This window comes from Croceicoccus estronivorus, from assembly GCF_001625325.1.
Classification (GTDB): domain Bacteria; phylum Pseudomonadota; class Alphaproteobacteria; order Sphingomonadales; family Sphingomonadaceae; genus Caenibius; species Caenibius estronivorus.
Window position 1 is genome coordinate 248971 of the sequence record NZ_JRQQ01000005.1, and the last position, 26466, is coordinate 275436.

Consider the following 26466-nt stretch of genomic DNA (forward strand, 5'->3'; position numbering starts at 1 on the left):
GTGCAGGTAATCCGGTTACTTGACATATTTGCTGCGCTTGTCCGCCAATGGCGCGACTTTCGTTCGCTTGTCTGGTGCGACCCGCTTTTCATAGACTGTTTCGTAAGAAACCTCTTCGCGCACGCGTTTGCCGTGCCGCGGGGGAACGGGAACCCAAGTGGGGACGAGTACGAAGGGGCCATACGCAGAGGGGTAGCTGGTGCATGCACATCCTGCGGCGGGATAGCTCGTCGGTCCATAGCCGGGGTAGCCGTAGCTCGGATATGCGAAGCTAGCTTGCCCGCCAGGTCCTGGACGGTAATAGGGGTAGCCGCCCGGCTGGCCTGACGCGTAGCTGTCGAGATAAGCTTCACACTCATCGCGTACGCGTTCGCCATCTTCTGCCTTGTCAATCGCTGTGCCGGCAACAGCCCCGACAGCTGCGCCGACAAGTGTCCCTGCTGTGCGATTGCCCCTTCCCGCGATACGATTACCGGCCAGACCACCTACTACACCGCCGATTAGTGCGCCGCCCAGACCATTGTCCGCATGGCGTCGGCGGCACTCGGCTAGCCAGAGCTCCCGTTGCTCACCAGAGCTGGATTCTCGCGCATCAGTCTCTGGTTCATCTCCTGCGGCAGGAAGTGGCGCATGGTAAGTTCCGTTCCAAGTCCCTTCATAATGATCAGGCGCGACCCATGCCCCGTCCCACGCACCTTCATAAACGCCTGGAGAAAGCGGCATGTAGGGCAGTGCAGGTGGGCCGTTCTGCGCCGAAGCTGGATTTGACAAGGCAGAGGACACCGCAAGTGCGCCAACGGCACAAATCAATGTGAAGCGGGCAGTCATATGGATATCCCTTGCAGATGGCGTCAGACGCCCGGCTAATGAAGTTAACTAAAAATTTAACATCGCGAGCGCTGCAAAACCACCAATCAATCCACAATCATTCTCCGCATGTGCCATTTCGGGGCGGCTGGCGCGGGATACAATGCAATCGGACATCGTAACCCGAGATTGCTCAATTCCTCCGAGGGTCCTATCTCCTAATCATGAGTACCAAGCGCAAGATTCTGATCGCCCTCGTCGTCATTTTCGCAGCATTGCTGGCAATTGCTGCGTGGTTGTGGCGGGGCGACGTTGCCACGCTCACTGTCGATGAAGTGAGCGGTACGGATCCTGTGCTGAAGGAAGATCCAGACACAGAAACGATTCCAACCATCGCGATTGCGAAGCCAATCGGTTGGGCAGCTGATGCAGCGCCCAATGCAGCCGCTGGCCTTAAGGTCACGCGCTTTGCAGAAGGCCTCGACCACCCGCGCACGATGCTGACTTTGCCGAATGGCGATATCCTGGTTGCCGAAGCAGCTGCTCCGCAAAGTGCCCAATCAAAAGGTTTTGTCGGTTGGGTTGCTGGCATCCTGATGCGCCGGGCCGGTGCAGAAGTGCAATCACCAGATAAAATCGTGCTGCTGCGCGATGCGGATGGCGACGGTGTTGCCGAAAAACGGTTCGATTTGCGTATCGGTCTATCATCTCCGTCGGGGATGGCCTGGGGAGATGGACGCTTGTTCGTGGCCGATCACGACGCGTTGCTCGCCTTTGATTACCAACCGGGAGATACAGAGCTGAAAGGGAGCCCTGAAAAGCTGATGGATCTCGCATCGGGGGGGAATCACTGGATGCGCAACGTCCTGCTGAGCCAGGATGGCAAAAAGCTCTACGTTGCGGTCGGGTCATCGTCCAACGTGGGCGAAAATGGGATGGAGGCCGAAAAGGGCAGGGCGCTGATCTGGGAATATGACCTTGCCACCAATTATCCCCGCGCTTACGCAAACGGATTGCGCAACCCCAATGGTCTTGCGTGGAGCCCCTGGACAGGCGAACTCTGGACCACTGTCAACGAACGCGACATGCTCGGATCGGATCTCGTTCCTGACTATCTGACCAATGTTCCGATTGGCGCCCAATATGGTTGGCCCTGGGTCTATTGGCGAAACAAGTTTGATTCGCGAGTCACTGATCCCGCGCCCGAATTTCTCACCGAATATGCGCGGAAGCCTGAATATGCATTGGGTCCACACGTTGCCGCACTCGGATTGGTATTTTCGGCCGAGGGTAACCGTATGGGGAACAGCTTTGCCAACGGCGCGTTCATTGCCCGTCACGGCTCGTGGAACCGCAATCCCCCCGCTGGATATGACGTAGTGTTTGTCCAATTCGACGCGCGAGGCAACCCACAAGGCAAGCCCAAACCGCTGTTGACCGGCTTCCTGACAAGCGACGGTGACACCCATGGGCGCCCAACCTGGCTTGCCTGGGACAAGACGGGTGCCCTGCTTGTCAGTGACGATACCGCCGGCATAATCTGGCGCGTGTTGGATCCTGGAGCCAAACCGGCGCCGAAAACGGAACGTCTGAAATCAGAGCCGTTGCCGCCACAGCGCGAATTGCATGGCAATCCCGCCGAAGCGTTCGAGCAGGATTATATTCAGGTCGATTAGCGTTCATCCGTCTGCTCGCTGGATGCGCAGCGACCCTATATTCTCAGGCCTGCGCGTCCCGCCACCTCGGTGATGAATTGCCAGGCAGTTCGGCCGGATCGTGCCCCGCGCCTGCGTGCCCATTCCAGCGCCTCACTCTCATCCCATGATAAACCCATTTCCTCGGCATAGCCGGAAATAATGGCCAGATAATCATCCTGATTGCAGGCATGAAAACCAATGGAGAGGCCGAAGCGGTCTGCCAATGCCAGCTTGTCGTCCACAACGTCACGCGGATTCAAGGGATCGTCCTGCTCGTTCGAATGACGAGCCACAATCGCACGCCGGTTGGAAGTAACGGCAAGCCGCACATTCGCAGGCCGGGCTTCTACCCCGCCTTCCAGCCAGCTTCGCAAATGACGGGGCCCGATGGAGTCGCCATCGGCAAAGCCCAGATCGTCGATATATGTTAGAAAATTGCGCTCTTGCCGACCGAGCTCAGCGAATAGACCGGAAAGTCCCTCCAAAGCATCAGTCGCGACCTGCACGAGAGCGAGGCTTCCCGGCCTGCTTTGTTGAGCGTTAAGAATACTGGCCCGGATGAGCGCCGATTTGCCCATGCCGCGAGAGCCCCACAAGAGCATGTCGTGCGCGGCATGACCGGCGGCCAGTCGCGCCACGTTGTCAACCACCAGCGATTTCTGGCGATCGACCCCGCGCAGCAGAGACAGGGCAGGTGCATCGAGTACTGGCACTGCGCGTGCGCGTCGTCCGTCCCATACATAAGCTGGAAAGCCCATCCAATCGGTTATGGTGGGCGGTGGCGAAAGCCTTTCCAGTGCGTCTGCAATGCGAGCCAGCGGATCGCCTTGATCGGTCATCGTATCCCTCTCAACGATATAGTGGGGCACGCGTGGTCCGTCTCACGACTGCCTGTCAAGCTCTGGACGGTGCCAAGCCGGTTCCACCGGATAAAAGACATCACTTTTCCTTGGCTAACCGCCGCGGTCGATCTAGCGAACGGAGGTGAGTGAGATAGTCCCGCCTTTAATTCACCCGTCCGATGCGGCATCGATTGCTGAAGCGGCTCGTCGCCTTCGGGCCGGCGGCTTGGTCGCCGCCCCGACAGAGACTGTTTATGGTCTTGCCGCGCGGGCCGATAGCACCGCGGCAGTGGCTGCAATCTACAGGGCCAAGGGCCGGCCAGACTTCAATCCATTGATTGTACACGTTGGCAGTGTTGCACAAGCCCGGACGCTCTCCCTGTTCGATGAGCGGGCACACTTGCTTGCCGATCATTTCTGGCCAGGGCCGCTTACAATGGTCCTGCCGTTGCGCGAGACAGCCGATGTGGCACCCGCAGTTACAGCCGGATTGCCAACGATTGCCATCCGAATGCCTGCCCATCCTGTAATGCGGGCCTTGCTTGCGGAAACGGGCCTCCCGCTTGCCGCTCCATCTGCGAATCGTAGCGGCGGGGTCAGCCCCACCGAGGCTATACATGTGGCGAACTCATTGGGAGAAGCAGCCGAGTTTGTGCTCGATGGGGGCGCGTGCGAGCGTGGCCTGGAATCGACAATCGTTGCCCTGCGTTCTGACGGTACATGGCAACTCCTTCGCCCAGGCCCGATAGACGAAACGCAGATTTCCGCGATTCTTGGCGACGTCAGCCCGATTGTGACGTCAAAGCTGGAGGCGCCGGGGCAACTGGCGAGCCACTATGCGCCGGGCAAGCCCGTCCGGTTATATGCCGATCGGGCTGAGGCCGACGAATTCATGATTGGCTTCGGCGCTTTGGCAGGAGACTGCAACTTGTCGGAAAGTGCCGATCTCGCGGAAGCTGCAGCCCGGCTCTATGCCTGTTTGCATGAAGCGGCTACGGCTTCGCAGTCGCGGATCGCGGTCGCTGGGATTCCCGATCAAGGGATTGGAGCGGCGATCAATGACAGGTTGCGCCGAGCAGCTGCCTGATCGTGTGCCGGGGCTATCTGAATGCTGCGCGGCAACAGCGGTCCATGTACAAATCACAAAAAAGGGCCGCCCGATTGGGGCAGCCCTCTCTGGAATCCGTAAAATCGCTCTTTATCAGGCGGTTTCGGGATTTTCGTAATACTTCGGCGCGTGCTCGTTCAGGACCGCGAGAATCTGCTGCAGTGCAGCCGGCTCGTCGGTCTTTTCCATCGCTGCAAGCTCACGCGCGAGGCGGCTGGAGGCCGCTTCGAAAATCTGACGCTCGGAATAGCTCTGTTCAGGCTGATCGTCGGGGCGGAACAGGTCGCGCGTCACTTCAGCGATCGACACCAGATCGCCTGAATTGATCTTCGCTTCATATTCCTGCGCGCGACGCGACCACATGGTGCGCTTCACCTTGGGCTTGCCCTTGAGCGTTTCCATCGCCTCCTTGAGCGTCTTATCGCTGGATAGCTTGCGCATTCCGATCGATTCGACTTTGTTCACGGGGACACGCAAGGTCATCCGTTCCTTCTCGAAACGGAGCACATACAGTTCGAGCTGCATGCCGGCGATTTCCTGGCTTTGCAGTTCGATTACACGACCGACGCCGTGCTTCGGGTAAACGACATAGTCACCAACATCGAAGGCGGGAGCCTTGCCTGCCATGTAACGTCCTTTCATACCGGCAGGACCGGTGCGAGACAGTGAAGGGCACAGGCGACCGTGTCAGTAAACACGGCCGTAATGTTTCCTCACGTCTCTCTGGGGGTCCTTGCCTGCCTTAATCATGCTGCCCCACGGGAAATCCGCGGCAGTCAAGCCCTATATAGCGGATTTTGGCGGAAAATACCACCCCCTGAGCGATTCACTGGCGAAGCGCCCCGAACTGGGATTCCATGGTATGAAAGGGGGCCGCGAGGACGGCCCCTGTCAAAGTGTAAATTCGCCGATCAGTCGCCTTCGCCGGGTTCAGGGGAGAAATACTTCTCGAATTTTCCTTCTTCACCCTTGTGTTCGTCAGCGTCGGCGGGGCTGTCTTTCTTGCTGGTCAGGTTCGGCCAATCGGCAGAATACTTGGCATTGAGTTCCAGCCATTGTTCAAGGCCGTTCTCAGTGTCGGGCAAGATCGCTTCTGCGGGGCATTCCGGTTCGCACACACCGCAATCGATGCATTCGCTGGGGTTGATGACCAGCATGTTCTCGCCCTCGTAGAAACAATCGACCGGGCAGACTTCGACGCAATCCATGTACTTGCACTTGATGCAGGCGTCGGTGACGACATAAGTCATGGTCGGTAATCCTCTTCAGGCGGTTCGTTTCTTCGTCCTGCTATGGCGAAGTCCGCGCCGCCGTCAAGCACCCGATAGCATTCGCGTGCTTCTGCGGGCGGCCCGCGCCGCCCTGGAAGGCATGTGAGTTCGATTACAAGCACCCGGCTGCGCAGGGGCAGAGTCAGTATGTCGCCGATCATGATCGGTAGCCCGGATCGTTCGACTCGTTTGCCGTTTCGGCGGATATGCCCCTCTTCCACCCATTTCTGGGCCAGGCTGCGGCTCTTCGCGAAACGGAGGAACCACAAGAGCCTGTCGATTCGCATGGACCGGGGTGATTACCGGACGAGATCCGCAAGCGCGGCAAAGGCGTTGCCTTCGCGGGGCTTCGGTTCGTTGCGGGGCGGTTGCCGGTCCTTGCGCGGGGGTCTCCAATCCCACTTTTCCGGCGCAGGTGGGCCGAACGCGCCCTCGGCAAGGGCTGGCACAGGCTGCTTGCGAAATCCCGCTTCGCGCATCAATCGCACGAAACTGTCGGGTAGCAGCCCCATTGATGTGGCCAGCGCGGAATCAAACGGAAACGGTTTCCTGCCCGCTGCTCCGGCCCGGCATTCGTGAGCGGCGCGGAACAGCTTTTCGGCCATATCGACGCGAATCGCCTGTGTGCCCGCGTGGCGGTAGCCTGCCGGAAGCCGCTTCGCGCCCGGAATGACGCTTGCCATGTCTTCGCGGACCGGGCGCCTGTCCACCCCGATGGCGTTCAGGAGTTTACGAGGCCCCGGCTTGAGCAGTGCGGGTACGAACACATCCAGTGCGCCGATCATGACTCCCAGCTTGCGCATTTCGCGCCGCCGGTCCTGCGGCACATGCGCAAGGCCGGCTCTTTCCCTGGGAACGATCCCGTGCCCCGCAATGACAGCCAGCAACAGCGCCCGCAGTTCCGTCCCGGCCTGCGGATCGCGAGCAGCTTCTTCCAGTTTTGCCAGAGGGGCGAGTGGTGCGAGTTCACCGGCCAGCCATACCTCCAGCGTTTCGGCCAACTGTGTGCGTTGTGCCGGAGCGAGAGCGCCGAGCTCCCGCGCGAGTTCGATGCGAGGGGCAGTAATGGACTTGCCCTCGTACAGATTCGCCACCGGCTGTTCCCCGCGGCGGATTTCGCCACGGGCGATCGTCAATTCCCCGAACTCGCTGGCAATCAATTGCGAGGCCCTTTGGGCGAGCAATTGGGGCATGTGACGTTCGGCTGCCGCCAACAACAGCTTACGGTCATCATGGTTCGTCGCCGGATCGACCACGAAACGAAAGCCATCCAGATGGCCGATCGCGTGCCCTTCGACTGACACAGCCCCATTCTCCGCGAGTTCCACTCGCAATAAATTTACATCCTTACCCATGGTTTTCATCAGTACCGCAGTCCGTCGATTGACGAAACGGTCTGTTAGTCTCCCGTGCAGGGCATCGGACAGGCGGGCCTCCGCCGCGCGTGCCCGGGCCGCCATTTCTTCCTTTGCCAGCACCCAGTCGGGGCGCTGGCAGATATAAGCCCAGCTGCGAATCGCTGCGATCCGCCCTTGAAGTGTGTCGATATCTCCATCGGGACGATCCAGATCGGCAATGCGCGCGGCGATATAGTCGCTACCCAATGCGCCATTCCGGAGGTCTTGCCACAGGCGCGCTACGAACCGGGAGTGGGTTTCCGCCCCCTGCTGCCTGAAATCCGGTAACGAGCAGGCATCCCAGAAGCGTGCAACCAACGCCGGTGTCGTTACGCTGGCGGCCACTTCGGGCTCTTCGGCTAGGCGTTTCAGGACTGCCAGGTCGATCGCTTCGGGTGCAGGTACCAGGCCGGGTTCATCCGGCTTGGCTTCCAGATCGCCGATAAGCATGTCGAGATTTTCGCATCGCGGATTGCCGTCGCGCCAGAACAGGTTGGCGAGCGGTGCGAAGCGGTGTTCTTCGATCGCGTAGATTTCTTCGTCGGTAAAGGCGACATCGCGGCCCATGCCGGACAGTGTCCCGAAGGTTCCGTCTGTCTGGTGGCGGCCCGCACGTCCGGCAATCTGCGCCATTTCGGCAGGTGTCAGCCGCCTTTGCCGCACACCGTCGAATTTCGAAAGTCCGGCAAAGGCGACATGGGTGACGTCAAGGTTGAGCCCCATTCCAATCGCATCGGTCGCTACGATGTAATCGACTTCGCCGGACTGGAATAGCTCGACCTGGGCATTGCGGGTCTGTGGGCTCAGCGCCCCCATGACGACGGCTGCGCCGCCACGGAAACGCCGCAGCATTTCGGCGACTGCATAGACCTGTTCCGCGGAGAAGGCGACTATGGCGCTACGCGGAGGGAGGCGTGAAAGTTTGCACGATCCCCCATGACGCAGGACTGAAAAGCGCGGGCGGCCAACGATTTCGGCCTCCGGCACCAGGCTTTTGACCATCGGCTCCAAAGAGGAGGAGCCGAGCAGCATGGTTTCTTCACGCCCACGCGTATTCAGCAGTCTGTCGGTGAAGATATGCCCCCGTTCCCGGTCGGCGGAGAGTTGCGCTTCATCCAATGCCACGAAGGCCCGTTCACCTGTGCTGCGGGGCATGGCTTCCGCCGTGCATAGCAACCAGCGTGCGCCGGGAGGCTCGATCTTTTCTTCTCCCGTGATCAGGGCGACTTCCCTCGGCCCCTTGATTGCGCAGACCCGGTCATAAACCTCGCGCGCAAGAAGGCGCAGGGGAAAGCCGATAACGCCACTCGAATGGGCGCACAGCCGCTCAATCGCGAGATGCGTCTTACCCGTATTGGTTGGCCCGAGCACGGCCTTCACGCGGGAGTCGCCCGAACCTGGGGCAGTCATACCATTCACGAAAGTGATTGTGGCGTTCCCATGGCGCGGCTGCAAGCTGCTATCCCCCTTTTGTCGCCCATTGCCGCAACATCTGATCGCACATGAGACTCGGCTGGCCGCTGTTAGGCGACAATTAACTTTAGACTGGCAAGGATTTCGGCCAGATAGCGAACGGGATCGAATGGCGCCCGCCAACCATGTCGGAGGGGCGCAAATGGAGGGCGCGCTTGTTCAAATCGCGCGAACATTTTCCTGCCGGCGACGATGCCGGCGATCGGGGTGGCCCCCACGGGGGGGTGGCTGCCCTCACGAACGCTCAGGTCATCCCTGACGCCCATGTGATCGTCCATAACCGAACCCGCCCTTTCTCGGATCGTGTGGCTGAATGGAAAGAGCTGGCGTTCGCGCGGGTCGAGGCAATGGACCTGGCGCCGGATCTTGCGGAAGATATCGGTAGCGCCCGGTGGTTCCGCGGCCTTGGCACGTTTATTGGCCTGACTGCGCTGGCACTGGCCTTCTGGCCGGATTTCGCACCGCTTGAAGCGGCACCGGCCATGCGCATCGATGATGAAACGCGCGATGAATTCCGCAGCCAGATGATCATGCCGCTAGCATTGGGGGGTGACAGCGGCCGTCGCATGGGAGCGACCCAGGCAGTCATTCCGCTCAAGTCCGCACCCGAACGGCCCCGCGTAGAGCTGGTAGCGACGCTTTCTCCGGGCGATAGTTTCGGGCGTATGTTGCAACGTGCGGGCGTCGGTTCGGGCGAAGCGGCGAGAGTGAGCGAAATGGTCGCCAGTGCTTTGCCGCTGGCCGATATCCGGTCGGGGACCAAGGTGGACATCGTGCTTGGCCGCCGGCCTGCGCCAGGTGAGATGCGTCCGCTCGATTCCCTGTCGTTCCGCGCCCGCTTCGACCTTGAACTGGCGGTTGACCGCAAAGATGGCCGCCTCACTCTGGCCCCGCATCGGATAAGGGTGGACGATACCCCGCTGCGGATTCGCGGCACGGTTGGATCCAGCCTTTATCGTTCGGCCCGCAATGCTGGCGTTCCGGCCACTGCGGTACAGCAATATCTGCGCACATTGTCGTCATATGTCGATCTGGACAGCGGCATTGGCTCCGGCGACACGTTCGATATCATCGTTGCATACAAACGTGCCGAAACCGGGGAGAGCGAACCGGGGCAATTGCTATTTGCCGGCCTCGAACGCGGAGGAAAGCCGAAGGCGCAACTCCTGCGTTGGGGGAGGGACGGTCAGTTCTACGAAGCATCGGGTGTCGGCGAATCGCGTAGCGGGCTAATGGCGCCGGTCAGTGGGCGTGTCAGCTCAGGCTATGGCATGCGCCGCCATCCGATCCTCGGCTACAAGCGCATGCACAAGGGAATGGATTTCAGGGCGAGCTACGGGACCCCGATCCATGCCGTGACGGATGGAACGGTGGTCTATGCGGGAAGGCATGGCGGGCATGGCAATTTCGTGAAGCTCAACCATGGCGGCGGCTTGGCGACGGGCTATGCGCATATGAGCCGTATTGCGGTATCGAATGGCGCGCATGTCAGACGCGGCCAGGTCATCGGCTACGTCGGGTCGACCGGTCTCTCGACCGGCCCGCACCTGCACTACGAAATGTATCGCAATGGTCAGACCGTAAACCCGGCAAGTGTGAAATTCGTGACACGGTCGCAGCTGACAGGACGTGAACTGGCTGCGTTCAAGGCGCGCCTTGAGGAACTGCGGAAAGTCGAACCGGGTGCCGCGCTTGAGAGCCTGAAGCCTCGGGAAGCGGACGTGGCCCAACCGGTGCGCGAAATCGATCGCGTCGATCATCCGCGGGAGATCGGTTGACCTCACCTGGTCGAGGCGATTGAACCGGTGCCGCTTTTGCGGCAGGGAATAACCCCATGAGTGCATCCTATCCCGCCATTCGCCTGCGCCGGACGCGGGCGACCAACTGGAGCCGTGCGCTCCATCGCGAAAATGTGCTGACTCCGGCCGATCTGATCTGGCCGCTGTTTGTGACCGAGGGACAGAATGTAGAGGAGCCGGTCGCTTCTCTGCCGGGCGTGTCCCGCTGGTCGGTGGATGGCATTGCCGCACGGGCGAGAGAGGCAGTGGCACTGGGTATTCCCTGCCTCGCCCTGTTTCCGAACACCCCGGCGGAAAAGCGCAGCGATGATGGGGCGGAAGCGCTCAATCCGGATAACCTCATGTGCCGGGCAATCCGCGCGATCCGCGATGCTTGCGGGACGGACATCGGTGTGCTCACGGATGTCGCGCTCGATCCGTACACCGCGCATGGACAGGATGGATTGCTGGATGAAGCCGGCTACGTTCTCAACGACGCCACCATCGATACGCTGGTCGGGCAAAGTCTGAATCAGGCTGCGGCCGGTGCGGACATCATCGCCCCGTCGGACATGATGGATGGCCGGGTCGGTGCGATTCGCGAAGCGCTGGAGGAGGAAGGGCACGCCAACATCCAGATCATGGCCTATGCGGCCAAATATGCTTCGGCATTCTACGGCCCGTTCCGTGATGCGGTGGGATCGCGCGGATTGCTGAAAGGAGACAAGAAAACCTATCAGATGGATCCGGCCAATGCGGAAGAAGCATTGCGCGAAGTCGCACTGGACATTGCCGAGGGTGCCGACAGCGTGATGGTGAAACCGGGGCTGCCCTATCTCGATATTGTCCGGCGGGTGAAGGAACGCTTTGAAGTGCCGGTTTTCGCATATCAGGTGAGCGGCGAATACGCGATGATCGAAGCTGCCGCCGCTGCCGGTGCCGGGGATCGCGCGGGACTGGTTATGGAAACGCTGATGGCGTTCAAGCGAGCCGGTTGTTCCGGTGTGTTGACTTATCATGCGCCGCTTGCCGCGCAAATTCTGAGAGGCTGAGATGGCGATAGCACGACCTGGAACGACAATTCTGCCGTTTGCCGGCAAGACACCCAGGATTGACGACAGCGCCTTCATAGCCCCCGGCGTTCGGATCATCGGGGATGTCGAGATCGGTCCGGATAGCTCCATCTGGTATAATTGCGTGCTGCGGGGGGACGTGAATCGCATTGTCATCGGTGCGCGAACCAACATTCAGGACGGGACCGTTGTCCATTGCGACGGTCCTGATGGCAGGCACCCCGGTGGTTATCCCACGCTGATCGGAGACGACGTTCTCATTGGCCATCTCGCGATGATCCACGGCTGTACTCTGGCTGATCGTGCATTTGTCGGCCTCAGCGCCACCGTAATGAATGGCTGCACGGTTGAAAGCGATGGAATGCTGGCGGCAAACGCGATGCTGTCGCCCGGCAAGACTGTCGGCTCGCGCCAATTGTGGATCGGCAGTCCGGCGAAATACGCTCGTGATCTGAACGATGCCGCAGTGGCTGAAATTCAGGGCGGTGTTGCTCGTTACGTGGAGAACGGCCGGGCCCACTTTGCGGCACTGGCCGCTTTGGAAGGCGATGGCACGGGCCAAGGTTGAATATCCCCCGGCAGACGCAATTCGCGCAATCGCTGACAGCGAAGGGCGGCTGGCCTTGCGCGTCACTCCTGGTGCCCGGGTCGAAGGCATCGAGATCGCGGACGGCTGTCTGCTGGTAAAGGTTCGCGCCAAACCCAAGGATGGCGAGGCAAATGGCGCGGTGCTCAAAATGCTCGCTGCGGCGTTGGGTATCGGTACGTCCCGGCTGAAGATGTTGCGCGGCGCAACTGGCAGGGAAAAAATGGTCCAGCTAATCTGATTGAGTGCCTCAGTCGCGCGGGACAACTTTCGTTGCTCGCACTAGCGGCAGCAATGTGGATTTTGTCAGCGACCCATGCTGCGCGCCATCCGGCTCAGCATTTCAGCCATCTCCGCGCCCAGCTTTTGATCATCCGGCCCGCAGTCGGCAATTGCCCGGCCCATTGCGTCGGCCCACTGTTCTGCGACCTGGCGATTGATGGCGATACCTTTGTGCGCGCTCATCATGCATTTGCCTGGATTTTCATCGAACCAGTCCCGGGGGCCACCGCACCAGGCAGCCAGAAACAGGGCAAGAGAACGCCGCATGGGGGTAAGATCAGGCGCGTGCAATGCGCGCAACTCGGCGTAGGCCGGATCTTCTTCCATCAGGTCATAAAATCGTTCGACAATCCGTTCGATCGTCGGATGTCCGCCCAGCAATTCGAAAGGCGTGGCCTGGGATTGGGCCTGGCTTGCCATGGTTGTCCTCTCTGGCTCAAATCAGTGCGATTCTTGCCTAGAGGTGCAGGGCAGGGCCAGTCCTTGATCTGGCGCAATTGCCGGTAAGAGGGGGGCATTTGCAGGGTACAGAAGATAATTGTCTATACCGCGCGAATGGCGAAAATATAAAATTTTATCAACATGTTATGGTAAAGTGACGTCAAGGCATCGGCCGGGCGATCCACTGATGGATGCCCGGCTGAATCCGTTCAACATTTCGTCAATCGTCACTGCCCTCGGGCTGGCCGGTGCCTTCCGCGCCTTCCCCGGCTTCGGTCACCGGCTTCTTCTTCGCCGGAGCTTTCCGCTTCTTGGGCTTGCTCACCTTTGGCGGGGCGGGGGTGAGTTCGAACGAGAGCTTGTCGTCCTTGATGCTTACATGGACTTCACCGCCATGGGAAAGTTTGCCGAACAGTAACTCTTCCGCCAGCGGCTGTTTGACCTTGTCCTGAATGAGGCGGCCCATCGGGCGAGCGCCGTAGAGCTTGTCGTAGCCACGCTTGGACAACCATTCGCGAGCATCGGAATCGAACTGGATGTGGACGTTCTGTTCGGCCAGCTGCAGCTCGAGTTGAAGGATGAACTTGTCCACCACGCGGCTGACAGTCGCCGTGCCGAGGTAAGTAAAGGGCACGATCGCATCCAGGCGATTGCGGAATTCAGGCGTGAACATCCGCTTCACCGCTTCGTCGCCGGCATCTTCCTTGGATACGTCGCCGAAGCCGATTCCTTGCCGGGCCATGTCCGATGCGCCGGCATTGGTAGTCATGATGAGCACGACATTGCGGAAATCGACTGTCTTTCCGTGGTGATCGGTCAGACGCCCGTTATCCATCACCTGCAGCAGGATGTTGAACAGATCAGGATGCGCCTTTTCGATTTCATCGAGCAGCAGTACGCAATGCGGATGCTGATCGATGGCGTCGGTCAGCAGACCGCCCTGATCGTAGCCCACGTAACCCGGAGGTGCGCCAATCAGGCGGGAAACGCTGTGGCGTTCCATATATTCCGACATGTCGAAGCGCTTGAGCTCGATCCCCATGATCGAGGCGAGCTGGCGGGCGACTTCGGTCTTGCCCACGCCGGTCGGGCCTGAAAACAGGAAACTGCCGATCGGCTTGTCGGGATCGCGCAGCCCGGCGCGGCTCAGCTTCATCGCACTTGCCAGAACCTCAATGGCTGTATCCTGGCCGTAAACGACGCGCTTCAGATCGCGATCGAGATGTTCCAGCGCCTTTTTGTCGTCTGTGGAAACGCTCTTGGGCGGGATGCGCGCCATGGTAGCGATCACCGCCTCGATCTCGCGCGCGGTGATGGTCTTCTTCCGCCGGCTGGGCGGAACGAGCATCTGCATCGCGCCGACTTCGTCGATCACGTCGATGGCCTTGTCCGGCAGCTTGCGATCATTGATGTATCGGGCGGACAATTCGACCGCCGTCTTGATCGCGTCCGGCGTGTAGCGGACCTTGTGATGTTCCTCGAACGCACTACGCAGGCCTTTGAGGATCTTGATCGTATCCTCGATGGTCGGTTCATTCACGTCGATTTTCTGGAACCGGCGCAGCAGGGCCCGGTCCTTCTCGAAGTGATTGCGGAACTCCTTGTAAGTGGTCGATCCGATGCAACGGATCGCCCCGCTGGACAACGCGGGCTTGAGGAGGTTGGAAGCGTCCATCGCACCACCACTGGTCGCGCCGGCGCCGATTACCGTGTGAATCTCGTCGATAAACAGGACGGCTTCCGGCATCTTTTCCAGCTCGGCCACGACCTGCTTCAATCGTTCCTCGAAATCGCCGCGATAGCGGGTGCCCGCCAGCAGGCTGCCCATGTCGAGCGAATAGATCACCGCATCCTTGAGGACGTCCGGAACTTCACCTTCGACGATCTTGCGGGCGAGCCCTTCGGCGATGGCGGTCTTGCCCACGCCGGGATCACCGACATAGAGCGGGTTGTTCTTCGACCGGCGGCAGAGGATCTGGATCGTTCGGTCCACTTCCGGGCCGCGTCCGATCAGTGGATCGACTTTGCCGTTGAGCGCCTTTTCGTTCAGATTGACGCAGAACTGATCGAGCGCGGAATCCTTGCCGGTCGATTTCGTTTCGGGCTTCTCTTCCGCCTGGGGCGGCTCGTCCGCACCGTTGGGCGTCCGGTTTTCGATCTGGCGTCCGCCCTTGCCAATACCGTGACTGATGTAGCTCACTGCGTCGAGCCGGCTCATATCCTGCTGTTGCAGGAAATAGACGGCATAGCTGTCTCGCTCCGAAAACAGTGCGACCAGCACATTGGCGCCTGTCACCGTGTCCTTGCCGGAGGACTGGACGTGCAGGATGGCCCGCTGGATAACTCTCTGGAAACCGGCGGTTGGTTGAGGATCAGCACCGTCAGTTGTCTTGAGCGACTGGTACTCCTGATCGAGATACTGCTTCACCACATCGCCGAGATCGCCAAGATCCACCCCGCAGGCGGTCATCACTTCCGCTGCGTCCGGATCGTCGATCAAGGCGAGCAAGAGATGCTCCAGCGTCGCGTATTCGTGGCTCCGGTCCGCGGCATTGGCAAGCGCGTTGTGGAGCGTCTTTTCTAGGTTTGCGGCGAAACTGGGCATAGATCAGGTTCCCTTGGAGGTGGAGAAATCCGGCGATGGGAATATCCCCGGACGTGCGAACAGACATGGCCGATATGGGCAATATCGATCAGGCAAGAACCAATATGGGGAGCCGCCGCCGAAAAAGGAGGGGGCGGCGAATGTCATGTGTCGGCTCTTGGCTTGAATAACGCGTCGGCAGCCACTCTGTGGGCCGCCGCCCGGTCACGATGGGCGATCACGCGCGCTATCTCCGCTTCGAGAAGATGAACACGTTCGTTCAGCTCATCGTGTGAATAGCTGTCCAGGCTCTCCAGCGAGAGCTGGGTGGCGGCATCTCCGCGCCGTCTGGGGAGATCGTCCTCGTCCATTGCATCGCAGCATTTCCTCTCCGGCGCTTGCTGTCAATGGGCATGGTGTTTACGCAGCCGCAAACGTGGCGGTGTTGCCACAGGTGCCCCGATATTCTCTCATGGAGACGTTGTGACCGGATCAATACCGCAAACCATGATCGCAGTAGGCTTCAGCGAACCCGGTGGGCCGGAGGTGTTGAGGCCGGAAAATATCCCCGTTCCGGTGCCGGGCCCTGATGAAATTCTTATCAAGGTCGCGTTTGCCGGGGTCAATCGCCCCGATGTCGTGCAGCGCGAAGGCAAATATCCGCCACCTCCCGGTGCATCGCCGATTCCGGGTCTGGAGGTTTCCGGCACGGTCGCGGATGTGGGCAAAGGCGTTCCGCGGGAAATGCTCGGGCAGGAAATATGCGCGCTGGTATCGGGTGGCGGCTATGCCGAATATTGCCTTGCCAAGGCTGGCCATTGTCTGCCGGTGCCGGAGGGGCTGCCGCTGGACCAGGCGGCTGCGCTCCCGGAAACATTGTTCACTGTATGGCACAACGTGTTCGAGCGAGGATATGCGTCTGAAGGCGAAACCATGCTGGTGCATGGGGGAACCAGCGGGATCGGAACCATGGCGGCGATGCTGGGGGCATTGTTCGGCATCAAAGTGATCGTGACCTGCGGCAGCGACGAAAAATGCGCCGCAGCCCTGCGCATCGGGGCAGCCCATGCGATCAACTATCGCACGCATGACTTTGTGGAAGAGGTTCTGGCGCTGACCGACGGGGCTGGGGTCGAACTCGTACTGGATATGGTTGCCGGTGATTACGTTACGCGCAATCTCAAGTGCCTGGCCGAAGACGGGCGGCATGTAACCATTGCGGTTCAGGGCGGGGTGAAGGCGCAGATAAACATGGCGCAGGTAATGACCCGCCGCCATACGCTGACCGGATCGACTCTGCGACCTCGCTCCGATGCGTTCAAGACACTGCTGGCGGACGAAATCCAGCGCAATGTGTGGGATCTGGTGGCAGACGGGGATTTGCGTCCGATCATGGACCGGCGTTTTCCGTTGAGCGAGGCAAAGGCGGCACACGCCCGGATGGAGGCGGGCGATCACATCGGAAAGATTGTGCTGGAGGTCGTGTAATCGCGATCCAGGCGTGGTTTCCTGCCCGCGCCGTACAGGGCTTTCGGGTCCTGCACGACTATCTGCCGGTTTCACCGAACCGTCACGAAACTGTGACGATGGCGTAACAATCTTGCGCCATTGGGTGCGGCATGGGGATCGAACCATTCATCGATCGGACGCGGGATCTGGGCGGCGATCTGCCGGTCGCCCTGCCATTGCTGTCGCGCGAACCGAGTCAGCCCGAGCCGGGACCTGAAGGCCGCCGCAAGTATCGCACGGTCTGGATTTCGGACGTCCATCTGGGAACACGGGGCTGCAATGCCCAGATGCTGATCGACTTCCTCGATTCCGTCGACAGCGAGACGATGTACCTTGTTGGCGATATCATTGATGGCTGGCGGCTGAAGAAGAAGTTCTATTGGCCGGATAGCCACAACGATATCGTCTGGCGCATATTGAAGCGGGCCAAGCGCGGTACGCGGATCGTTTACATTCCCGGCAATCACGACGAAATGTTCCGTCAGTTCACTGGCCTGCATTTCGGTGGGGTGGAAATTCGCCGGGCAGCCTTCCATACGACTGCCGATGGCCGGCGGCTGATGGTTCTGCATGGCGACGAATTCGACGCAGTGATGCTGGCGCATCGCTGGCTCGCGTTCGTGGGGGATGCCGCCTACACTGGTCTGATGGGGCTGAACCGCTGGGTCAACGCGGTTCGCCAGCGGCTGGGCCTGCCCTATTGGTCGCTTTCCAGGATGGCCAAACACAAAGTCAAGAATGCCGTGGAATTCATTTCCCGATACGAGGAAGTGGTAACCCGCGCCGCTGGCGAGCGTGGAGTTGATGGTGTGGTCTGCGGCCACATCCACACTGCCGAAATCCGCGAATTCGATGGCGTGGAATATTATAACGATGGGGACTGGGTGGAAGGCTGCACTGCCCTGGTCGAACATTTCGACGGGCGGATGGAAGTACTCCACTGGCCCGAAGAGATGGCGAAACGCGAAGCGGCGCGTGAACGGTCCGAAGCTGAAGCGGCCAGCCGCCAAATGGTTCGCGCCGCGTGACCGCGTTGCACATTGCGGTCGTTACCGATGCCTGGACGCCGCAAGTCAATGGCGTTGTCCGCACGCTCACCACACTGACGGACATCCTGCGGCAATGGGGCCATCGGGTGACGGTCATTTCGCCGGATAGCTTCCGTTCCCTGCCGTGCCCAAGCTATCCGGAAATCCGGCTGGCGATTACTCCGCGCGGGGCTGTCGGAGCATGGCTCGATCGTCTCGCGCCCGATGCAATCCATATTGCAACCGAAGGGCCTCTGGGGCTGGCCGCCCGGCGCCATTGCCTGCGGCGGGGCATTCCGTTCACGACTGCATATCACACCCATTTCCCGGAATATCTGGCCCGGCGTACGCACCTGCCAGCCTCCGTCTTCTGGCCGTATATCCGCTGGTTCCATCGTCCGTCGGCGGGAATCATGGTGGCAACGGAAACTGTGCGCGCGCAATTGCGGGAACAGGGGCTCACCCGGCTCCAGCCATGGAGCAGGGGGGTGGATCTGGTCAATTTCACGCCTGCGATCACTCCGCCTGACCTCTTCTGGAAGCTCGAACGGCCGATTCAGCTCTATGTTGGCCGGGTCGCGGTGGAAAAGAATATCGAGGCATTCCTCTCCAATCCGCATCCGGGCTCCAAAGTGGTCGTTGGCGACGGTCCGGCGCGAGCGCGGCTGGAAGCGAAATTTCCCGACGCCGTGTTTCTGGGCACGCAGACAGGGGTCGACCTTGCCGCTTGCTATGCAGGTGCGGATGTCTTCGTTTTCCCGAGCCGCACGGACACCTTCGGGCTCGTCATGATCGAAGCGCTCGCCTGTGGTACGCCAGTGGCGGCCTATCCGGTGCAGGGACCGCGCGATATTCTGATTCCCGGTGCGGGGGCAATGGACGAACAACTCGACCGGGCGATCGCATTGGCCCTGAGCTGCGACCGCGATGCGTGCGCGGCGCATGGCTCGTCGTTCACCTGGGAGGCAAGTGCCCGGCAGTTTGTCGACGCGCTGGCTTGCGATCCGCCTGCCATCGAAGAGCGGCCGCTGGCTGCCTGATGGGCTGGCCGCAACGCAATGTCCTTGCTCAAAAGCAGGCAATCGCCTAGATAACGGGGCGAACGGCCGCTCCGAAAGGGGCGGCCCTTGTATTTCTAGTGTATTGTAGCGCTAGTTCGGCTGTCTGCCGATGGCGCATTCGGGCCCCGCCAGGGGTGGAGAGAAACCATGTCCCAACCCACACCGCTCATGCCGCATGCCACCGCTTCGTGGCTGGTCGACAATACCGCGCTGACTTTCGAACAGATCGCTGAATTCTGCGGTCTGCATATTCTTGAAGTGCAGGCGATGGCCGACGATCTGGCAAGTAGCAAGTACACTGGCCGCGATCCGATTCACTCGGGTGAACTGACACACGAGGAAATCGAGAAGGGCCAGACCGATCCGGAATACCGGCTGAAAATGCATCGCGCCCCGGTCTCTGTCAGCCGTACGAAAGGCCCGCGTTATACGCCGGTGTCCAAACGTCAGGACAAGCCCGACGGTATCGCCTGGCTGATCCGCAACCATCCGGAAATTTCCGATGCACAGATCGGCAAGCTGATCGGCACCACGCGCAACACGATTGCGGCGGTGCGCGAACGTTCGCACTGGAACATCCAGAACATTCAGGCGAAGGACCCGGTGACTCTGGGGCTGTGTTCGCAGCGTGAACTGGATGCCGTGGTTGCCAAGGCTGCGAAGAAGGCCGGAATTACCGAAGCCGTTGGTGGCAGCACACCCGACACCGCGTTTGGCGGTGACAAGCAGGCCCTGATCGAGGAATTGCAGGCAGAACGCGAAGCTGCGGCCAAGGCTGCGGTTGAAGCGGCGCAGGAAGCGGAAGCCCAGGCATGGCTCGAAGCGCGGCGTGCCCAAGAGGCTGAAGAGGGTCAGTGAGCCGTCTGCGCATCCCGTGAGGATGCGCAACAATGCCGATTGGGGCTTGCCGTGCGGCGCGCGACACCCCAATCTGGCAATGTGAACAATGGAGAGGATATAGGCGTTCGGCCCCTGTGGGCCGGAGAGCATTATGCGCATTTCGGTGCGTGGGATATTGCTCTGCCGCCATTGAGCCTGCCGGATTTGTTGCGACAATCCGTCGAACATTTTCCCGGCGCCCCGTTAATCGACTTTCTTGGCCGCAGCTTCTCATATCGCGCGATATGGGAAGAAGCTCAGGCATTCGCGGCGGGCTTGCAGGCCCTCGGTTTCGGCAAGGGGGACAGGATCGGCTTGTTCCTGCCCAATGTGCCGCTTTACGTGTCGGCCTATTTCGGGGCGTCGATCGCCGGGGCGACGCTGGTCAATTTCTCGCCGCTCTATTCGCCGGAAGAACTGGAAGCGCAGGTCGCCGATTCAGGGACCCGCCTGCTGGTGACTGTCGATTCCGCATCGTTGTTGCCGACCGCATTGGAAGTGCTTGATAATTCTCCGCTGGAAAAACTGGTGGTCGGGCAACTTGCCGCGATGTTGCCGTTCCCCAAGAACTGGGCTTTGCGCATCTTCGGACGCAAGCAGGTGACTCCGGTTCCGAAACGACCGGACGTATTGGAGTGGGATGGCATGCTGTCCCACAATGCGCCTGATCCGGTGGCCATCGATCCCGAACAGGATCTTGCCCTGCTGCAATATACCGGCGGGACGACCGGTACGCCGAAAGGAGCGATGCTGACACACCAGAATCTGACTGCAAATGCCCGTCAGGTCCGGGCGATAGATCCCGATCAGGGGCGGCGTGACGTGGTGTTGGGCGTGCTGCCGTTGTTTCATGTTTTCGCCAACACCTGCGTACTCAACCGCACGATTGCGAACGGCGGCTGCATTGCGATGTTGCCGCGCTTCGAAGCGGGACAGGTCCTCGCGACGATTGAGCGGACACGCCCGACATCGCTGTTCGCGGTGCCTACCATGTATCAGGCCCTGCTCGATCATCCCAAGCTCAAGCGGACCGACTTTTCCTCGATGCGCGAAACGATTTCCGGCGGTGCACCGCTGCCTCTGCCGCTCAAGCGCCGCTTTGAGCAAGAGGCGGGCGTAAAGGTGGTGGAAGGATACGGGCTGACGGAAGCCAGCGGCGTGGTAACGACCAACCCCCTGCATGGGGAGAACCGGGCCGGGACGATCGGTCAGGCCCTGCCATGCACCATGGTTCGCCTTTTGGACAAGGAAGATCCCGATCGCGATCCGGAGCCGGGGCAGCCCGGTGAACTGGTCATTTCGGGGCCGCAGGTCATGCGAGGATACTGGAACCGGCCGGACGCGGCAGCAGCCGCTTTTGCCGACCGAGGCGGACGCCAGTGGTTGCGCACGGGCGATGTGGCGCAGTTCGATACGGATGGGTTCATCCGCATCGTGGACCGGGTCAAGGACATGATCAATGTCGGCGGTTTCAAGGTATTCCCAAGCACGCTTGAGAAATTGCTGGTGGAACATCCGGCCGTGAAAGAGGCATTGGTGATTGGCGTACCCGATGCCTATCGCGGTGAAAGCCCGCGCGCCTACGTCACATTGGAAGAAGGCGCTGCACCCGTGTCAGGAGACGAACTGGCGCAATGGCTCGAACCTCACATCGGCAAGCATGAACGGGTGGACACGGTGGTGATCCGCGAGGCACTGCCCAAGACGCAGATCGGAAAACTCGACCGCAAGGCCTTGCGGGCCGAAGTGCTCGCGGAATGAAATTGCTTCCGCTCCTCAAATGAAGGGCGGAAGCGGCAGCCCGAAGCGTGAAGCTTAACTGGCCAGAGTAAGGCGGGGTTCGTCGTCCCCTGTCGGCTTCGGGGTGTTGCCAGCGGCAGTGTCCGCGGCCTTGCTGCTTACGCGGTGGGAAAAACGTCCTTCGACTTCGGCGCCCTGCTCGATGGTCAATGCATCGTACTGGACGTCACCTTCTATCCTGGCAGTGCGCAGCACCGTCAGATCGCGTGCGCTGATGGAGCCGTTGATCGTACCGGAAAGGCGGGCGGTTTCCGTGGTGATCGTGCCCACGATCACGCTGCTTTCCCCCTGAACCAGGCTGGCGCAGGCGATATCGCCTTCGATCCGGCCATCGACATGCAGGTCGGCGGAGGCGACGATATCGCCCTTGATGGTGACGTCACTGCCGATGACGGAAAAGGTGCCGTTGCCAGTTGCCATGGGCTTAGCCGTGTTCCGCGCTTCCGGCGCGGGCTTCTTCGAGAACATGGGGTGCTGCCTCCAGAAAGGGGCGCGGATTGACCGCGCGGCCATTGATACGCACCTCGAAATGCAGATGCGGTCCGGTCGAACGACCGGTGCTGCCGATGGCGCCGATCACGTCGCCGGCTGCAACCTTCTGCCCCAGTTTGGCGCGGAAAGCGGACATATGCGCATAACGGGTTACGAGGCCATTACCATGGCTGATTTCAATGCAGTTGCCATAGCCGGATTTGCGACCGGCAAAAGTGATCTTGCCTTTGGCTGCGGCGTGGATGGGAGATCCGACAGGGCCCCGGAAATCGAGCCCGGCATGCATGGCGCCGTGGCCGGTAAAGGGGTCGCGCCGATAACCGAAGCCGGAAGAAATCATGTTCAGGCTGGCGGGCAGAACCTGGGGGATGCCTTCCAGACCGCGTTCAAGCGCTTCCATCCGGGCGAGGCTGAGGCCCAGCCGTTCGAAGCGGGGGTCGAGCGAACCGTCGCTTTCCGTCGCCGCCAGTTCCAGCGGACCACCCTGTGCGTCCCTGGTCGCGGCAATCATCTTGCGCGGATCGAGGCCGAGCTTGCGGATTGCATCGGCGGCACGGCTGGCACGCCGGTCCGCGTAACGGGTAAGATTTTCGACAAAGGCGAGCTGGCGTGCTTCGATCCGGGCCAGTGCACCCGCTTCGGGAATTGCTGCGCTGACCTTCGAAATGGTCTTGGCCGCTTCATCGCTGCTATTCGAGACGGTTTCATCTGCCTTGGCATCGGCAGGCAGGCTGTCGACCATTTCCTCGATGAAATTCTGCCGCCGTTTGAGATCGTCCGCCACCGCGTCGAGATCCCCCCGGTATGCCGCGACGCGGCTTTCCGCAGACGTCACTTTCGCTTCGCGCTCAAGCAGTTCCAGTCGGTCCGCACGGGACATGTACTGGGCAATCGCCATGGCTGCCAGTGAACAGACCCAGACAAGCAGTGCGGCAGCGGCGACACCGGCGGCAACCATCTGCACCCGGGATGAAATTTTGATAAAGCGAACCTGACCCTGTGATCGCATGAAGAATTCGCGATCAGGGAACCAGGCGGCCAGGCGGGCGCCAAGGCCGCTGGATGACTGAATATGCAAGACGACCCCTCGCCGTGTATTTCCGACTGGCGGGGTGGCTAGCATGTGATTCCGAATGGTTAAAAGCACGGTATCGCAAAAGGGGGTGAATGGAGCGAGTCACGCGATGAGTCGTTTCACCTTGGCGATGAATCCGGGAACCCATTCATTTCAGCAGCCTGAAGGCGCGCGGGAATCGACCGATTCGGCCTGACAATCGACCCTTCCGGTGCTAAGCGCGCGAGCCATGACGACTGAGAAAACCCTGATAGCCGACGCCGGACCCGCCTCTGCCGAACTGGCTTCCGAAACGCCGGCAGCATTGGTGGGAAGGCTGGCCCGCGCCGGGCGGCAGGCCCAGCGCGTGCTGGCGCGAATGAGCGATGCGGACAAGGCGAAGGCATTGCGCCATGCCGCACAGGCCCTGCGTGATGCGGAAGCGGACATCCTCGCGGCGAACGCGCGGGATATGGAAGCAGGCGCCGCGCGGGGGCTGGGCGATGCCATGCTGGACCGGCTGCGGCTGGACCATGGGCGTCTTTCCGGCATTGCCGACGCCGTCTATGCCGTGGCTGGCCTGCCTGATCCGGTCGGAGAAGTCATTGATCGCAAACAACGGCCCAATGGGCTCGAATTGTCGCGGGTGCGTGTCCCCATCGGCCTGATCGGCATTATCTACGAGAGCCGCCCCAACGTGACGGCCGATGCCGCTGCCCTGTGCGTCCGCGCGGGCAATGCGGTGCTGCTGCGCGGCGGGAGCGAGGCGATCTGGTCCAATCGGGCGATTCATGCCGCTCTGGCAAAAGGCCTGGCCGAGGCAGGCGTGCCTGCCGATGCGGTGCAGCTCATGCCGACGCAGGATCGCGCGGCTGTAGGGGCGATGCTGAAAGCGACCGGCCTGATCGATATGATCGTACCTCGCGGCGGGAAGAGCCTGGTCGAGCGGGTGCAAACCGATGCGCGTGTGCCTGTGCTCGCCCACCTCGACGGCATTTGCCATACCTATATCCATTCCGCGGCCGATCCCGACATGGCGCGCGCGGTGGTGCTGAATGCCAAGATGCGCCGCACCGGCATTTGCGGTGCGATGGAGACCCTGTTGATCGACACGGCATTTCCCGCCGCGCAGGATATCGTCAGCGACCTTGTCGCCGAAGGGTGTGAACTGCGCGGTGATGCCCGCGCTCAGGCGCTCGATCCGAGAGTGCTGCCGGCTACCGATCAGGATTGGGATACGGAATATCTGGATGCCGTTCTGTCAGTGGCGGTAGTCGACGGGCTCGACGCTGCGCTTGATCATATCGCGCGCCACAGCTCGGGGCACACCGATGCGATCGTGACGAGCGATGCCGATGTGGCGGAACGGTTTCTGGCAGAAGTCGATTCGGCGATTGTCATGGTCAACGCCTCGACCCAGTTCGCTGACGGGGGCGAATTCGGGCTCGGCGCGGAAATCGGGATTGCCACAGGCCGCATCCATGCTCGCGGCCCGGTCGCACTGGAAGGTCTGACAACCTACAAGTGGCAAGTGCGCGGTCACGGGCAGACGCGACCCTGAGCGGGGTGTGACACGGTCATCCAAGAATGGGCTTCGCACGGGCATTCTCGGCGGCAGCTTCAATCCTGCCCACGGCGGTCATCGGCGGATCACATTGTTTGCCATGGCCGCGCTTGGCCTGGATGAAGTGTGGTGGCTGGTTTCCCCGGCCAATCCGTTGAAGCCACGGGTGGGCATGGCGCCCTTGCCTGCCCGCGTTCATTCGGCACGTGCGATGGCGCGGCGGGCGCCGATCAGGGTGAGCGCGATCGAGCGGCATTTCCGCTCAAGTTACACGGTCGACACACTGCAGGCGCTGGTCCGGCGGTGGCCCGGACGACGTTTCATCTGGCTGATGGGGGCGGACAATCTCGCGCAGTTCCATCGCTGGAAAGACTGGCGCAAGATCGCGAAAATCATGCCGATTGCGGTAATTGCGCGTCCGGGCTATGATGCAGGTGCGATTGCGAGCCCCGCAATGGCCTGGCTGCGGCGATACCGTGTCGATGCATCCAGTTTTCGTAACCGGGGTAAATGGAGCGCACCGGCGCTGATAGAATTGCGTTTTGATCTAGATCCACGCTCGGCGACACAGTTTCGCCGCGCCGATCCTGATTGGGCCTCCCGCCACGCGGGGGCGCCGCCCAGGGATCAGTTGACGCATGATCTCATCCTCACCGATAACGGAAAGGCAGACCGCGCATGAGGCGCGTTGCCTCTTCCGCGTATGCCATCCCCGCCGCAAGGAGCGTAAAAAACTGCGATGAACCATGCGCAGACAACACCGGCCACGGCCGGTACCACAGCCGGAGACGCAGCAGCGTTTGCCGGCGCTGACCCGGAACCGGGATCGATGCACGACCTCGTGCTGTCCTCGCTTGACGAAGACCAGGCGCAGGAGGTCGTTTCCATTCCGCTTCAGGGAAAATCCAGCATGGCCGATCACATGGTGATCGCGTCTGGCCGATCGACCAGGCAGGTTGCCGCCATGGCCCAGAAATTGGCGGAGCGGCTGAAACGGGCCGGCTTCGGCAGCCCTCGGGTAGAAGGCCTGCCTGCCGCAGACTGGGTGCTCATCGATGCCGGGGATGTGGTAGTGCACTTGTTCCGTCCGGAAGTCCGCACCTTCTATAATCTGGAGAGGATGTGGGGCTTTGGCGAAGGCGCGGCCCTGGGTCAGGCCTAGGCCGGTTTCCTCGCTGGCCATTCCATCCGAATGGCCCCGTTGATACAGGATTGCGCCCGCGAGGGCGTGGGGTCTGGTATTGTCCGGGCAGGCCGGGTTATTCGCGCCGCGGCAGAGTAACCAGTCTGGCGGAAAGAGGCCCATGAAACTGCATGTTATCGCCCGGGGAAAGATCGGCCGTTCGCCCGAAGCGGAACTGGTCGCACGTTATGAAAAACGTATTCCCTGGCCGCTGAAGCTGACCGAACTGCCGGAAACCGGTGGCAATATTCCCGCGCCAGCGACACCTTGCCGCACTGTCCTGCTGGACGAGCGGGGCAAGCAGCTTTCCTCGGAAGATTTCGCGCACCTGCTTGGCCGCTGGCGTGACGATGGCATCCGCGAAACGCGGTTTCTGATCGGCGCACATGATGGGCATGGCGAAGCGGACCGGGCGGAAGCCGACCTCTTGTTTGCTTTCGGGAAGGCGACCTGGCCGCACTTGCTGGCGCGCGCGATGTTGATGGAGCAACTCTTTCGCGCAACGGCGATCCTTGCCGGCCATCCCTATCATCGGGCCTGAAAATCGGGCAGGCTCG

The 26466-nt window shown here is 60.9% G+C and carries 26 protein-coding genes; 15 read left to right on the forward strand and 11 right to left on the reverse strand.

Translation table 11 applies throughout. The annotated features are described in order from the left end of the window. Positions 1–15 precede the first annotated feature (15 nt). Complete coding sequence (locus MB02_RS09355; RefSeq protein WP_067536024.1) at positions 16–828, reverse strand: glycine zipper 2TM domain-containing protein; 813 nt, start codon at positions 826–828, stop codon at positions 16–18. A gap of 203 nt (positions 829–1031) precedes the next feature. Between MB02_RS09355 and MB02_RS09360 the strand changes: the two genes are divergently transcribed. After that, the gene (locus tag MB02_RS09360) at positions 1032–2483 is read left to right on the forward strand and encodes a PQQ-dependent sugar dehydrogenase (RefSeq protein ID WP_067536025.1); all 1452 of its coding nucleotides are present in this window, start codon (positions 1032–1034) and stop codon (positions 2481–2483) included. A 35-nt stretch (positions 2484–2518) separates the two neighbouring features. Here MB02_RS09360 and MB02_RS09365 read toward each other — a convergent pair whose 3' ends face one another. Further along, entirely contained in the window at positions 2519–3343 is an 825-nt protein-coding gene (locus MB02_RS09365) for a DUF815 domain-containing protein (protein WP_067536027.1), read from the reverse strand. A gap of 145 nt (positions 3344–3488) precedes the next feature. Between MB02_RS09365 and MB02_RS09370 the strand changes: the two genes are divergently transcribed. Then, positions 3489–4433 (forward strand): L-threonylcarbamoyladenylate synthase, encoded by a 945-nt coding sequence (locus tag MB02_RS09370; protein WP_067536028.1) that lies wholly within the window; start codon positions 3489–3491, stop codon positions 4431–4433. A gap of 114 nt (positions 4434–4547) precedes the next feature. On the opposite strand, the gene MB02_RS09375 is transcribed toward MB02_RS09370, so the two are convergent. The 4 genes from MB02_RS09375 to MB02_RS09390 form a co-directional block, all read right to left on the reverse strand. Further along, complete coding sequence (locus tag MB02_RS09375; RefSeq protein WP_067536424.1) at positions 4548–5081, reverse strand: CarD family transcriptional regulator; 534 nt, start codon at positions 5079–5081, stop codon at positions 4548–4550. Between the two features lie 284 nt (positions 5082–5365). Then, entirely contained in the window at positions 5366–5704 is a 339-nt protein-coding gene (gene fdxA / locus MB02_RS09380) for a ferredoxin FdxA (RefSeq protein WP_067536034.1), read from the reverse strand. After that, a complete protein-coding gene (locus MB02_RS09385) occupies positions 5701–6012 on the reverse strand; it encodes an RNA-binding S4 domain-containing protein (protein WP_067536038.1) in 312 nt (103 codons plus the stop codon). The genes fdxA and MB02_RS09385 overlap by 4 nt, the downstream gene beginning before the upstream one ends. 12 nt (positions 6013–6024) lie before the next feature. Continuing rightward, a complete protein-coding gene (locus MB02_RS09390) occupies positions 6025–8532 on the reverse strand; it encodes a helicase-related protein (RefSeq protein WP_067536040.1) in 2508 nt (835 codons plus the stop codon). A 218-nt stretch (positions 8533–8750) separates the two neighbouring features. On the opposite strand from MB02_RS09390, the gene MB02_RS09395 reads away from it, so the two are divergent. Genes MB02_RS09395 through MB02_RS09410 form a run of 4 tightly spaced genes read left to right on the forward strand, consistent with a single transcriptional unit; the run spans position 8751 to position 12273 of the window. Next, positions 8751–10373, forward strand: coding sequence for a M23 family metallopeptidase (locus MB02_RS09395; RefSeq protein ID WP_235829470.1), 1623 nt, complete (start codon positions 8751–8753; stop codon positions 10371–10373). Positions 10374–10429: 56 nt separating this feature from the next. Then, the gene (gene hemB / locus MB02_RS09400) at positions 10430–11425 is read left to right on the forward strand and encodes a porphobilinogen synthase (protein WP_067536045.1); all 996 of its coding nucleotides are present in this window, start codon (positions 10430–10432) and stop codon (positions 11423–11425) included. 1 nt (position 11426) lies between these two features. Beyond that, positions 11427–12014: a gamma carbonic anhydrase family protein gene (locus MB02_RS09405; RefSeq protein WP_067536046.1), complete on the forward strand. Its 588-nt coding sequence runs from the start codon at positions 11427–11429 to the stop codon at positions 12012–12014. After that, positions 11995–12273, forward strand: a complete 279-nt coding sequence (locus tag MB02_RS09410; RefSeq protein WP_067536047.1) for a DUF167 domain-containing protein — start codon at positions 11995–11997, stop codon at positions 12271–12273. The genes MB02_RS09405 and MB02_RS09410 overlap by 20 nt, the downstream gene beginning before the upstream one ends. A 65-nt stretch (positions 12274–12338) precedes the next feature. On the opposite strand, the gene MB02_RS09415 is transcribed toward MB02_RS09410, so the two are convergent. From MB02_RS09415 to MB02_RS09425, 3 genes are all read right to left on the reverse strand, one after another. Then, complete coding sequence (locus MB02_RS09415; protein ID WP_067536050.1) at positions 12339–12734, reverse strand: group II truncated hemoglobin; 396 nt, start codon at positions 12732–12734, stop codon at positions 12339–12341. Between the two features lie 241 nt (positions 12735–12975). Beyond that, the gene (clpA, locus tag MB02_RS09420; protein ID WP_067536052.1) at positions 12976–15360 is read right to left on the reverse strand and encodes an ATP-dependent Clp protease ATP-binding subunit ClpA; all 2385 of its coding nucleotides are present in this window, start codon (positions 15358–15360) and stop codon (positions 12976–12978) included. Positions 15361–15503: 143 nt separating this feature from the next. Continuing rightward, positions 15504–15710 carry a DUF1192 family protein gene (locus tag MB02_RS09425; protein WP_067536054.1) on the reverse strand — a complete coding sequence of 69 codons (207 nt, stop codon included), beginning with the start codon at positions 15708–15710 and terminating at the stop codon, positions 15504–15506. A gap of 136 nt (positions 15711–15846) precedes the next feature. Between MB02_RS09425 and MB02_RS09430 the strand changes: the two genes are divergently transcribed. The 5 genes from MB02_RS09430 to MB02_RS09450 all read left to right on the forward strand — a co-directional run bounded on the left by MB02_RS09430 (position 15847) and on the right by MB02_RS09450 (position 21577). Further along, on the forward strand, positions 15847–16827 hold the full coding sequence (locus MB02_RS09430; protein ID WP_067536055.1) for an NAD(P)H-quinone oxidoreductase: 981 nt from the start codon (positions 15847–15849) through the stop codon (positions 16825–16827). 131 nt (positions 16828–16958) lie between these two features. After that, the gene (locus tag MB02_RS09435; protein ID WP_082826083.1) at positions 16959–17876 is read left to right on the forward strand and encodes a UDP-2,3-diacylglucosamine diphosphatase; all 918 of its coding nucleotides are present in this window, start codon (positions 16959–16961) and stop codon (positions 17874–17876) included. Positions 17877–17881: 5 nt separating this feature from the next. Then, positions 17882–18916, forward strand: a complete 1035-nt coding sequence (locus tag MB02_RS09440) for a glycosyltransferase family 4 protein (RefSeq protein ID WP_067536431.1) — start codon at positions 17882–17884, stop codon at positions 18914–18916. Positions 18917–19084: 168 nt separating this feature from the next. Then, complete coding sequence (locus MB02_RS09445; RefSeq protein ID WP_067536057.1) at positions 19085–19795, forward strand: DUF1013 domain-containing protein; 711 nt, start codon at positions 19085–19087, stop codon at positions 19793–19795. A 99-nt stretch (positions 19796–19894) separates the two neighbouring features. Then, complete coding sequence (locus MB02_RS09450; protein WP_067536434.1) at positions 19895–21577, forward strand: AMP-binding protein; 1683 nt, start codon at positions 19895–19897, stop codon at positions 21575–21577. 54 nt (positions 21578–21631) lie between these two features. On the opposite strand, the gene MB02_RS09455 is transcribed toward MB02_RS09450, so the two are convergent. Continuing rightward, positions 21632–22036, reverse strand: coding sequence for a bactofilin family protein (locus tag MB02_RS09455; protein WP_067536059.1), 405 nt, complete (start codon positions 22034–22036; stop codon positions 21632–21634). A gap of 4 nt (positions 22037–22040) precedes the next feature. Beyond that, positions 22041–23117 (reverse strand): M23 family metallopeptidase, encoded by a 1077-nt coding sequence (locus tag MB02_RS09460; protein WP_082826098.1) that lies wholly within the window; start codon positions 23115–23117, stop codon positions 22041–22043. Positions 23118–23412: 295 nt separating this feature from the next. On the opposite strand from MB02_RS09460, the gene MB02_RS09465 reads away from it, so the two are divergent. The 4 genes from MB02_RS09465 to MB02_RS09480 all read left to right on the forward strand — a co-directional run bounded on the left by MB02_RS09465 (position 23413) and on the right by MB02_RS09480 (position 26450). Beyond that, on the forward strand, positions 23413–24723 hold the full coding sequence (locus tag MB02_RS09465) for a glutamate-5-semialdehyde dehydrogenase (RefSeq protein WP_067536060.1): 1311 nt from the start codon (positions 23413–23415) through the stop codon (positions 24721–24723). 7 nt (positions 24724–24730) lie between these two features. Then, positions 24731–25408, forward strand: coding sequence for a nicotinate-nucleotide adenylyltransferase (locus MB02_RS09470; RefSeq protein ID WP_067536065.1), 678 nt, complete (start codon positions 24731–24733; stop codon positions 25406–25408). Positions 25409–25465: 57 nt separating this feature from the next. Next, positions 25466–25888, forward strand: a complete 423-nt coding sequence (gene rsfS, locus MB02_RS09475) for a ribosome silencing factor (protein WP_067536068.1) — start codon at positions 25466–25468, stop codon at positions 25886–25888. Positions 25889–26030: 142 nt separating this feature from the next. Then, complete coding sequence (locus MB02_RS09480; RefSeq protein ID WP_067536073.1) at positions 26031–26450, forward strand: 23S rRNA (pseudouridine(1915)-N(3))-methyltransferase RlmH; 420 nt, start codon at positions 26031–26033, stop codon at positions 26448–26450. Positions 26451–26466: the final 16 nt, after the last annotated feature.